At 63.0% G+C, this 10,718-nt stretch carries 9 protein-coding genes and 2 pseudogenes; 4 read left to right on the forward strand and 7 right to left on the reverse strand.

Annotation, left to right across the window (positions count from 1 at the left end):
* From AUC71_RS09355 to AUC71_RS09375, 5 genes and pseudogenes are all read right to left on the reverse strand, one after another.
* Positions 1-1,333, reverse strand: a pseudogene (locus AUC71_RS09355) (CpaE/TadZ family protein); the annotation flags it as partial.
* Positions 1,326-2,101: pseudogene (locus AUC71_RS09360) on the reverse strand (CpaD family pilus assembly protein). The pseudogenes AUC71_RS09355 and AUC71_RS09360, both read right to left, overlap by 8 nt.
* 3 nt (positions 2,102-2,104) lie before the next feature.
* The gene (locus tag AUC71_RS09365; RefSeq protein ID WP_069624060.1) at positions 2,105-3,661 is read right to left on the reverse strand and encodes a type II and III secretion system protein family protein; all 1,557 of its coding nucleotides are present in this window, start codon (positions 3,659-3,661) and stop codon (positions 2,105-2,107) included.
* Between the two features lie 38 nt (positions 3,662-3,699).
* The gene (cpaB, locus tag AUC71_RS09370; RefSeq protein WP_069624054.1) at positions 3,700-4,488 is read right to left on the reverse strand and encodes a Flp pilus assembly protein CpaB; all 789 of its coding nucleotides are present in this window, start codon (positions 4,486-4,488) and stop codon (positions 3,700-3,702) included.
* Between the two features lie 211 nt (positions 4,489-4,699).
* Positions 4,700-5,206 carry an A24 family peptidase gene (locus AUC71_RS09375; RefSeq protein ID WP_069624061.1) on the reverse strand — a complete coding sequence of 169 codons (507 nt, stop codon included), beginning with the start codon at positions 5,204-5,206 and terminating at the stop codon, positions 4,700-4,702.
* A 231-nt stretch (positions 5,207-5,437) separates the two neighbouring features.
* Here AUC71_RS09375 and AUC71_RS09380 point away from each other — a divergent pair, with 231 nt between their 5' ends.
* Complete coding sequence (locus tag AUC71_RS09380; RefSeq protein ID WP_158007777.1) at positions 5,438-5,890, forward strand: pilus assembly protein N-terminal domain-containing protein; 453 nt, start codon at positions 5,438-5,440, stop codon at positions 5,888-5,890.
* A gap of 34 nt (positions 5,891-5,924) precedes the next feature.
* Here the strand turns inward: AUC71_RS09380 and AUC71_RS09385 are convergent, their stop codons facing one another.
* Positions 5,925-7,469, reverse strand: a complete 1,545-nt coding sequence (locus AUC71_RS09385) for a TadE/TadG family type IV pilus assembly protein (RefSeq protein ID WP_069624056.1) — start codon at positions 7,467-7,469, stop codon at positions 5,925-5,927.
* Between the two features lie 222 nt (positions 7,470-7,691).
* Between AUC71_RS09385 and AUC71_RS09390 the strand changes: the two genes are divergently transcribed.
* From AUC71_RS09390 to AUC71_RS09400, 3 genes are all read left to right on the forward strand, one after another.
* Entirely contained in the window at positions 7,692-8,261 is a 570-nt protein-coding gene (locus tag AUC71_RS09390; protein ID WP_069624062.1) for a TadE/TadG family type IV pilus assembly protein, read from the forward strand.
* Between the two features lie 55 nt (positions 8,262-8,316).
* Positions 8,317-8,853 (forward strand): TadE/TadG family type IV pilus assembly protein, encoded by a 537-nt coding sequence (locus AUC71_RS19440; protein ID WP_244500876.1) that lies wholly within the window; start codon positions 8,317-8,319, stop codon positions 8,851-8,853.
* Between the two features lie 178 nt (positions 8,854-9,031).
* Positions 9,032-9,616, forward strand: a complete 585-nt coding sequence (locus AUC71_RS09400) for an invasion associated locus B family protein (RefSeq protein ID WP_141701582.1) — start codon at positions 9,032-9,034, stop codon at positions 9,614-9,616.
* Here AUC71_RS09400 and AUC71_RS09405 read toward each other — a convergent pair.
* The coding region (locus tag AUC71_RS09405) for an AsmA family protein (protein ID WP_141701583.1) at positions 9,558-10,718 on the reverse strand (1,161 nt) is incomplete at its 5' end. The two genes, AUC71_RS09400 and AUC71_RS09405, sit on opposite strands and share 59 nt — an antisense overlap.

The raw sequence follows: 10,718 nt of genomic DNA on the forward strand, positions 1-10,718 counted from the left end.
GGGGTTACTCCGTTTTCCGAACATCTCTTCTTCTTAGCCGCGTGCTTGGTGAGTCTCAGACGGCCGAGCAAGGGTCCGAGCAGGGACGAGCTCTCGTTCTTCTGCTCGATCCGGTCGGTGAGGAGATTGGCCAAGTTGCGGAAGGCATCGGCAGGCTTCGACTCTCCGAAATTTCCTCGATCATCTGGCCGTTGTTCGCCGCCGTGCCGAAGAGCTGCGCGTCGAAATCGATGATGATCTGTGGAGCCAGTTCGATGGCGTGACCGAAATCCTTCACCGAGATCTCCGGACGCTTCGGCACGCCGACCTGGTTGAGCACGAGCATCGGCGGCCGGTCGTTCGGCCGCGAGGCCTTGAGCTGATCCACCAGGTTCTTGGTGTTCCGCAGGCTGGCGAGGTCCGGCATCGCGGTGAGCACCACGTAATCGGCCTTGAGCACCACTTCCTTGGCCCAGCCGGTCCACAGATGGGGCACATCCACAGCGACCCAGGGCACGTTCTCGCGGACCACGTCGAGCACCGTTTCGCATGCGGCCATGTCAACGTCGTAAGGCCGGTCGAGCGCGGTCGGCGCGGCGAACAAGCTCAGATGATCGGAGCAGCGCGACAACAGCCGGTCGAGCAGAACTTCATCGAGACGCTCCGGCGTCGCCAACGCGTCGGCGATGCCTTGCAGCGGATCCTGATTGAAATCGAGTCCGGCCGTGCCGAACGGCAGATCGAGGTCGGCGATAACCACATCGCTTTCTAGCGCGTTGGCGATGGCGAAGGCCGTGTTGTGGCATACGGTGCTCGAGCCTGCGCCACCCTTGGCGCCGATAAAAGCGATGACCTGTCCCACCGGCCCGTTCTCCGGATCGGTATAAACCGAGGCAATGCTCTCGATCACCAGCGGCACGGTCATCGGCGCCACGACATATTCGCTGACGCCCTGGCGCAGAAGCTCTCGATAAAGCAACACGTCGTTGATGTGTCCGACGGCGATCACCTTGGTGCCCGGATCGCAGACCTCGGCCAGGCGCTCCAAATCGGCGAGCATCCCCTTCCGGTCGAGCAAAGATTCGATGACGATCAGGTTTGGCGTCGAGGCGTCGCGATAGAATGCGACGGCCGCTTCCACGCCCCCCATTTGTACAGTGACGTGCGCCTTGGAGAGACGGCGATCCTCCGACGCTTTCTGAATCACGGCCGCCGTATCCTGATCCTCGCAGAACGCCTGAATGTTCACGCGCGGAACAGGACGGGCGCGCGGCTCCGACGCGGCAGGCTCCGGCACAGCGCCGGGCTCGTCGTAAGGCTGCTCGTCAAGCGAATATGCGGCGTCGCTAATCACCTGAGCCTGCCTCTACATCGGTCGAGTTGGCGCGCTCGGACAGAGGCCGATCGTTAGGCGCCCATTTGGCCCCGGTCACGTCGCCCTTCACGTACTTGCCCCAGACCACGTCGCGCCGCTCGCTCGGACGCGGCATCTCGGGATGCGGCGCGACAAAGTCCTCCGGGTCGGCGACCATGGCCGCGAGATTCTTCTGCGTGGCGCAGCCATATTGGGCCACGGCAGGTTCTGCGGGTCGCGCCCGACATTCTCCGACCAATCCGGACAATCGGGCCCCTTGGCGACAAGTTCGAGATAGGAAAGCCGTATCGGCGCGACCGGATCGTATTTAGCGAAATAGGGCTCGACCCTGACACCCCGCGCACTGATGCCGGCACGGCGCATGGCGTGGCGCACATCGTCATAAGCGCGCTTGGCGGCAGCTTGATTGGCGCTGCCCGAGGGCGTCTTGATGGTGAGACCGCCTCTGCCGGCTTCCTGATAGCCGGCCAAGTAGCGATAAAGCTGGTCCCATTGGGCGCTGCTAAGGCCGGAGGAACGGCTCGAGACAGACAGGTCGAGCAGGGCCTCGCCTTGGCTCACCTTGATCGGATGCCGCTCGCTCGGATTGGACAGGGTGAAAGGCGCCTGCATGCGCGGGCTTTGCCAGCATCCGCCTGCCGGCATTGCCAGCATCAACGCCGCGGCGATGGTGAGGGTTGGGCGCGTGGCGCGCGCAAGCGCGAGCGGGCCTTGAACTGTCGGTGCCATGATACTTTCCCCCTTCATGCCCTACTCAACGATGAACCCGACGTCGCCGGTGAAGTTGCCGACAGGCGCGTGCTCGGGATCGCGGCCATAGATGCGGTTCATTTGCCCTAAGAGATCGCTGTTCACGTCCGAGGCCCAAGCAAAGCCGTCATCGGGCTTGGCGAGCTGCTGCTGCGCCACCGGCTTGACCACATAGGGCGTGACCATGACCACGAGCTCGGTCTCGCTCTTCTGGAAATCGCGGCTGCGGAACAAAGTGCCGATGATGGGCAGGTTCTTGAGACCGGGATACCCGCTGATCGCTTGACGCGACTGATCCGAAAGGAGCCCCGCGATCACGAGCGAGCCGCCGCTCGGCAGCTCGACCGCGGTCTCCGCGCGCCGGACCCTCAGCGCCGGAATCGAGATATTGCTGAGAATCACCGCGCCTTCGTTAGACAGCTCGCTGACTTCGGTGGAGATCTTGAGGCTGATCAAGCCCTCGGACATGACCACGGGCGAAAAGGCGAGGCCGATACCGAACTTCTTGAAATCGACCGTGATGGTCGGAATACCGCCGCCGTTATTGTCCTGCGCGACCGGAATTGGGAACTCGCCGCCGGCCAGGAAGTTCGCCGTCTCGCCGGAAATCGCGGTCAGGTTTGGCTCGGCCAAAATATGCACCAGGCCGTCCTGCTCAAGCGCCCGCAGAACGCCTGTGACGTTATTGGTTCCAGAGGACCATCCGGCCCCGGCGAGCGCAGCGCCCGTTCCCCCCCAGGGAAGCGAAGCGGTGCCCAGCGCCCCGGAGATCGGAAACGGAAGGGTGGACGCGGCGGCGAAGGCGAAGTTTCCGGTGTTGATGAGCGCCTCCAGATCCACGCCGAACTGCTTGATGATGTTCCGCTGCATCTCGACGACGGAGACCTTGAGGAGAACCTGCTCGCGGCCCTCCACCGTGATCATGTTGATGACCCGGGTCGGTCCGCTCGAGCTGCCGCCGGAGCCGCTACCAGAGGAACTGCTGTTGTTGATGGTGACCGCCGAGCCGCCGGCCGCAGCAGAGGTTGCGGTGCCGCTGTCGCTCTCCCCGAGGAAGCTGTTCACAATCTCGCTTGCGCGCGTAGCGTCGATCGGCGTCGGCACCCGGCCGGTCAGCACGACGTTCTCGCCAACCGTCTCGACCCGGACGTTCGAGCCGGGGATGAGGCGGGCAATCAGATTCTGCAAGGCGCCGAGATCGCGCTCGATGGTGACTTCCAGGACCGCGACCTGGTTGCCGTTCTGATCGATGAACAGGATATTGGCCTCACCCTGCTTCTTGCCGATGAGATAGGCGCGCGTCGCGCTCTGGATCACGGCGTCGATCTGGTCCGGATTGGATACCATCACCTCGCGGACCTCGCGCGGCAGCTCGACGATCATCGACTTGTTGAGGCCAAGCTTGATCTGCCGGGTGGTTCCATCGCCAAGGCGCAGAAGAGAGCGGTGGGCCGACTGTGCCAGCCCCTCGCCCGGCGCCGTAACCGCGGCAAGCCCAAAGCCGGCGACGGCGATCGCAGCGAGTGCAAGAAGGGCCGAAAGGGGGGAGCGACGCATCCGTTTGCCTTTATTTCTTATGTCGTTTGTACGCATGCTCAGTTGATGCCGAAGGTGCGCGAGGGCACGCCGTATTTGAGAACTTTGACCGAGCCCTGGTTCGCCTCGCCAATCTTCGCCGTCGGCTCGTCACCAGGCAGGGCATCGGAGAGACTCCGCAGCGACAAGGAGAGCTCCCCCATGGATTGGGCGAGAGACAAAACCTCGGCTTGGCGCGGCGTCAGCTCTAGCGTGGCCGTCTTGCCGGTGACGACCTTCTCGCCGTCCGTATTCTCCAGCGCCTGGCCGATGGCGAGCACGCGCACATTGCGCAGGACCGCCTCGCTCACCGGCTGCTCCTTGCTTCCGATCTTCATATTGTAGGAGAGGATGACGTCGACCCTGTCGTTGGGCAGGATGAAGCCGCCGGCCGCCGTCTCCTCGCGGATCGGCGTCGAAATGGCGCGCATGCCCCGAGGCAGAATGGCGGCCATCACGCCGCCTTCCGAGATCTTGATCAGCTTCTGTTCCTTGATCGGCTCGCCGGAAATGAACGGCGCACGGGCCACCGCGCCGGACAGATCCGCAGGCGCGTCGGGCTGGCTTTCCTTGGTGATCAGGCCGGGCGTGACGCCCTCGATGGGCCATTGCTGCCATTTGAAGTCGTCGGCGCGGACGCTGTCGCCAAGGCCGATGTCCTTGTTGGCCACCAGCACATCTGTGGCCCCCACGGTCTTTTCGACCTGTTGAACCTCCGGCGCCCGAGAGACGATGGCACTGGCAATCCAAGCGGCGCCAAGCGCTGCCGTGATGGCGATAGCGAGGACGACAACCCTTGCTTTTTTCATGACAGACTCTTTCTTTCGAACGCCCCACGCCCCGCGAACATGGGCTCACTCTGGCCCACGAAATCTCAACGCGGAGTTAATGGCCGTGCCAATTTGGCCGCCCGCAACGCCTTGTGGCCCAGGCGACACAACGGGTCCCGGGCCGCCGCGAGGCCGGGCCGACGGGGTCTGAAAGACGCTAGGACGGGAGGCGGGGAAGTGGGACGGACGGCTAGACGCCGAGCCCCGCCATGAAGACAGTGTCGGGGTAGACCAGGAGGCCGGCCGCAGCGAGCGCGATGCCGTAGGGCACACCTTCTTTCGCGTCATGCAGCCGCGTGAGCCAGCCTTGCGAGTACAGCATGGCCGGAAGCGGCATTGACCTCAGGAACAGTATCGCCAGCGTCAGGGCGCCGCCGAGCAAGGCCGCGTAGATCGCGTAGAGCAGCATTTGCTCCGGCCCCAGCCACAAGCAGGTGGCGGCGAACAGCTTGGCGTCGCCGCCGCCGACCCAGCCGAAGGAAAACATGGCGAAAGTGATAATGAGGGCTCCCAGCGCGAGCGCGACGTGGAGCCCGGCCTCGCTCCAGCCGAGGCCAACCAAGGGCGCGAGCAGGGCAAAACCGGCGACCAGCAGAAGCGAAATCCAGTTGGGTACGGTCATGGAAAAGAGATCGGTGGCCGCGGCGAGCGCCATGGCCAATGGAAAGATCGAAATAATGAGAAGATCGGTGATCATGTGCCCTTCGCCCTGTCTCGCTTTGGTTTGCTCCCGCATTCGGCTCGGGAGTGTGCCCGCAAGGGCCTGAAAACGGCGTTAACCGGGGCTCCAAGAGGCAATGGTTTGCCAATCCTTCACCTTTTCCGCGTCAGATGACGAGGACGGACATTCCTCGTTCTTCAGTTCAGCGTAGGGGATAGGGCGCCAATGATTTTCCGGTTTCGCCCGGGGCGGTCGGCATGCGGGATCGTGCTGGCCACGGTTGTCACGACGAGCTCCATTCAGGCAGGATCGGCGGCCGGCCGGGACATCGAGGTTCTGATCGATCAGGCCACGATGTTGCGGCTCGAGCGCTCGGCGGCGGAGATCGTGGTGGGTAATCCGTCCATCGCCGACGTCTCGGTGCAGAGCGGCAATACGCTCGTTTTGACCGGCAAGTCTTTCGGCGAGACCAATCTCATCGTGATCGACCCTGAAGGAAAGGTCGTCATCAACCGTCGCGTGGTGGTGCAGGAGCCGGCTGGCGGCTACGTGACCGTCTACCGCGGCAAGAACCGCGTCACGCTGCACTGCTCCCCCAACTGCGAAACTCCGCTCGTCATCGGCGACGAGCCCGCCTATTTCGAAGCCATCTCCAAGGAAATCCGCACCAAGCAGGCGATCGGGCAGGCTTCGGCGGAAGGCGAACAACAAAGCGAGTAGCTGGGCGGCGCGCCGTCGCGTCTATTTTTGCGACCTACTGCGCGATACGCAGCTCGCTCAAGCCTTGCGCGATATCGTTGAAGATCGCGGCCAATTGCGAGTTGGACGGCGAGTTGTAGTACATGTCCGGCTTCGTCGCGCAGTTCTTCAACATGTTTTGGGTTGTGGTGTCGTTGACCCTGAAGCCGATCGTATAGACCAGGATCCCGTCGGCCTTGACGCGGCTGCAAACCGTCTCCGTCTTGTCGTTGAGCTCACTTTCGGCCTGGTTGCCGTTGCTTCTGCCAAGATGCCCTTTCCGGGCATAGCCGAAGGCATTGTAGACGGAATTGTTCTTACCGTTGCCGCCGCCGCTCACCATGTTCTCGCCGTCGGTCAAGAGCACGATCGCCCTGACCCTCTCCTCATCGTCCTTCCCCTTTCCTTCGGTGAAGGGCGCGCCCGGCGAAAGGACCCTCCACCCCCAGAGGAGGCCCGCGGGGATCACCGTGTTGCCACTCGGCTGCAGCGCGTCGATGGCCGTCGTCACCGTGCTCTTAGTGTTGGTCAACGCCGTAATCGCCTGAGGCGGGCAATTCCAGTTCGGGCCCGGCGCACCGTACTCATCCCTTCTTGGATCGTCGTACTTGCCCGTGTATTCCTGGCACTTTATGGCCTTGCGCCTGTTGTCGTTGTTCGTGCCGCAATTGCCGTCTTCGATGTAGCTGTTGCTGTAGTTGTCGCCTTCATCGTGATCGTCATCGGCCTCATCGGGCGCAAGGTACGGCGCAAACAGTGACGCCGGCGTGCTGGTGCTCGGCGCCGCATCGGTCAGCTCGTAAGCGTCGCCATCCCGCTCGCGCACGCAGCCGTCCCAATTCCATGAACTCTTGTAGTCGGAGAGCTCCTCGTAAAGGTCGAAGGTCTTCGTCTTGTTAGAGTTGTAATCCTCGGTGGCGATGTCGGACTTAGCCTGGTCATCGATCCAGTCTTTGCTTTTCATCGCCGTGCCGACATTTACCGCACCGGCGAACGGCACCACGGCCGCAACCAGCGAGTCCGAGGTCGCATTCCCGTTGAAGAGATCGGTCACCATTTTCTTGGCGGCCGTTTGCATGGCCGACATCTTGCCGCTCGAGCCCATCGAACCGGTGGTATCGAGAACGAGCGCAAGCTCGATGTTGCGCTGGCGCTTGGTGACGGTGCTGCTCGCGCCAACGTCGAGAGAATTGATGTTTGCAAGCTTCAGGAACGTGGTGGGGACGGTGCCGGAAACCTCCACCTTGATGTCGTCACCCGCGAAGCTCACGTTGAGCTTCCCGGCCGTTCCCATCTCGGAGGACGGATAGTTGGCGTCGAAAAATTGCTGCGCCCTTTGCTTCAGTTGTTCCTGAGTGAGCCCTTGCCACGAGCCGATAGCGAGCGCCGCGGCATCGGCGGCGTCGGCCATGCGGTTGCGCACAGCGAGACCGCGCCCATAGTCAGCGGCCGCGCCGATGGCAAGCGCGATGGGAACGAGTGCGAGGCCAAAGAGAATGGCGACATTGCCCTTCTTGTTCCATTTGAAGGACCGGCAACACTCCGTGATGGTCTGCAGCATGTGACACCTCCCCGCCTGCTCCCGAGCGGCCGCTGTTACCGCGCGCCTCGGCCTCGGTTCGGGACGAAATCTAAGAGGAAAGTTCTTACTTTTCGTATTCCCCATTTATTCAAAGGTGTCTCTTTTTTATTTAGAATACGATTACCTACACATTTACCGTATTTCGACGTGCGCCACTAATATTTACTATCCATTAAGCTAAGCATCGCTATGGCTTTGCTCATGATTAGGCGCGGAGACTCGCAAAAAGACAATAGCTATCGCTCGCTTTGGCGCCGCGCGGCCGGACGCGCGGCTCGCTTCGCCGGAGATCGGAGCGGGGCTTCCGCACTCGAATTCGCCCTCGTCGCCGCGCCTCTAATCTTGCTGCTACTCGCGGTCCTTCAGGTCAGCCTCGTATATTTCGCGAATGTCGGTCTCGAAGGCGCGATTGATCGGGGGGCACGGCTCATCCGCACAGGCCAGGCGCAAAAGTTCAGCGCGCAGCAATTCAAGACGGAAGTCTGCAAACACCTGAGCGCACCTCTGAAATGCGATGACCTCATGCTCGACGTGCGCAGCTATTCGAGCTTCGGCGGCGCGGCGGGCAATTTGGCGCCGCCGCCCGGCGCCGACGGAAAGCCGAAGGATTACGGCTTCGATCCGGGCGAGGCCGAGGATGTGGTGGTGGTCCGCGGCTTCTATCCGCTGGATATCGGTTCCGTCCTGCCCGCGGATATCAATCTCAGCAATATGGAAGGCGGCGGCCGGCTTCTCATGGCCACGGCCGCCTTCCGCAACGAGCCGTTCTGATTGGATGTTTAAGGTGAAATTGGGTCAGTTCAGCATGCGTCGGACGGCCGTGAGTATGAGACGCATGGGCCGGGACCGGCGCGGCGTATCGGCAATTGAGTTCGCGCTTATCGTCCCGGCGCTGATCCTGCTCTATGTGGGCACCGTGGAGATCGGCAACGCGCTGACAGTCTATCGCCGGACCGCTCAAGTCGCCGCGACGGCCGCGGACCTGACGGCGCAGGTCAGGGCCGTCACCAAGGACGATATCGAGGATATTCAGGCGGCGGCTTCGAGCATACTCACCCCGTATTCGACCGACCCTCTCAAGATCGTGCTTTCGAGCGTGGTCGCCGACGACGAAAATAATGGCAAGGTCGACTGGAGCTGCGCCAGCAAAGGCGGCGCGCGGGCGAACAACTCGTCGTACAACGTGCCGGCTGGGCTCACCGAGCCCGACAGCAGCGTCATCGTCGCAGAGATCAAGTACACGTTCACCCCACTCTTGGGGCTTACGACGATTTTCAGTCCCGGGTCGTTCGACATGACGCGCACCTTCTACACCCGGCCCCGGCGCAGCATGAAGGTCACCAAGACCGACAACGGCTGCTAGACGCGCACCTTTCCAAGCTTGGCACCTGCAAGCGGCTTGTCCCGCGCAGCCATGCGCCGCCCAGACCGCCCGTTGCAAGCATCGGCGATTGGCGCTTATCTGCGCCCTCATTAACTCGCCAAGCGGGCACCGCCCGAGGAGCCCAAAATCACCAGGCGAGCCCATCAGGGAGGCGCATGTGGCAGGACTGCGGAGGGCTGTATTTGGGTTCGCCCTGGCCGCGATGGTTTGTGTCATCGCCGGGGGAACTGCGTTCGCGCAATCGAGCGCGGCCCAGAAGTCGCCCACGCCGCCCGGCGGCTCCGCGGCCAAGGCCAATGTGGCCGGCAGCTTCGGCAACTGGACCCTGCTCTGCGGAAAGGAAGGTGACGACAAGACGGCGGAGGAGCGTTGCTCGCTCGTCCTGCCGTTGGTGGAGAAGGAATCCCAGAAGCTCGTCTTCCGCGTGATCCTCACTTATGGACCCCAAGGCCGGCTCGTGCTGCGCGTGGACGGTCCGACGGGGGTGGCCCTGCAGCGTGGCGTCGAATTTTCTCCCGACACCCGGAAGATCTATCGCATGCCCTACCAGACCTGCCTGCCCATGGGGTGCAAGGCGCTGCTGATCGTGGAAGACGACATGCGGAAAGAGATCGCCAAGTCCAAGCAAGGCAGCATCACCGTCTACGCACTCAACGGCAAGGCGGTGAAGACCATGACCGCGCTCAACGGCTTTGCCGCGGGCATGAAGGCGCTGGAAAAGCATCGCCAAGGAAAGCAGTAGGCGGCTCGCGGGCGCTCAGATCAGCGCAGGATCTGTTCCAGCTCGGGATCCATGGCTTCATCGGCATCGCCTGATCGGGCTCGCCGCCTTGTAGCGGCGCCAGCGCTTGCGGCGTCTGTTTCGGCGCGCCGCCGCCGATCTGGACATTGCCGAGGAAGCGGCCGATGGCCTCGCCGACAGGGCGGCCTTTGAACTTCTTCTGAAGCGCCTGGCCTATCTTGCTCACCGCCTTTGAGGCGTTCTCCGGGTTGGCGAACACGCTGCCGATCTGCGGCCGGATGCGCGGGTCTTCCAGCGGGCCCTCGACACGCACCGGCACGGTGAGCCCGGCCAGGTCGTTGGCGCCGCCGCGGCCTTCGGGTCCGGCGATAATCTCCGGGTTGGCGAGAATGTCGAGATTGCCGTTGGGCACATCCACGGTGCCTTCGGCGGTCACCTGCAGCAGCGGGCTGACCATCTTCAGATTTTTTGTCTCGGCGATGCCGTCGGTGATGATGAAGCTGCCACCGAGATCGCTAAACGCGGTCTTCGCGCTCGCGCCCTGCCGGAAATTGAAATCCCCTTCGCCTAGCGCGCTGATGAAGGCGGTGATGTCGATGCCCTCGATGGCGCCTTCGGTCACTACGAAAGCTCCGCTTCCCTTGAGCGAGGACTTGATCGCCTCGGCATCTTGGCCTTCACCCGACAGCGACACATCGAGCTTGGTGCGGCCCCCGATCATGCTGAACTGGGCCGCATCGGTGAGAAGCGGTTTCGCCTGGACGCCGTCGAGGCGAAAGTCGCCGGTGAAGCTGGGGACGGGCTTGGATGCGTCGACGGTCAGCGTGCCGCTGGCATGGCCGTCATAGAGCTCCATGCCGCCGAGCTTCGCATCCATCACGCCGTCGCGGAACACGACGCCGAGCGAGCTGGGGCCGATATTGAGGTGGCCGACGCGCGTCTTGCGCACGTTGAGATTGACGTCGGCATCGAACGAGGCAGGCGGGGCAACGCGCGAGGCTTGCGGGAGCGCGGCCAGGCTGCTGGGAGCCGCCGGTTCGGCTGGGCGGGGAGCCGGCGGCGCCACGACGATCTGCTCCACTTCGACGGCGGGCGCGGAAGG

Origin of the sequence: Methyloceanibacter marginalis (genome assembly GCF_001723295.1) — a bacterium.
Classification (GTDB): Bacteria; Pseudomonadota; Alphaproteobacteria; order Rhizobiales; family Methyloligellaceae; genus Methyloceanibacter; species Methyloceanibacter marginalis.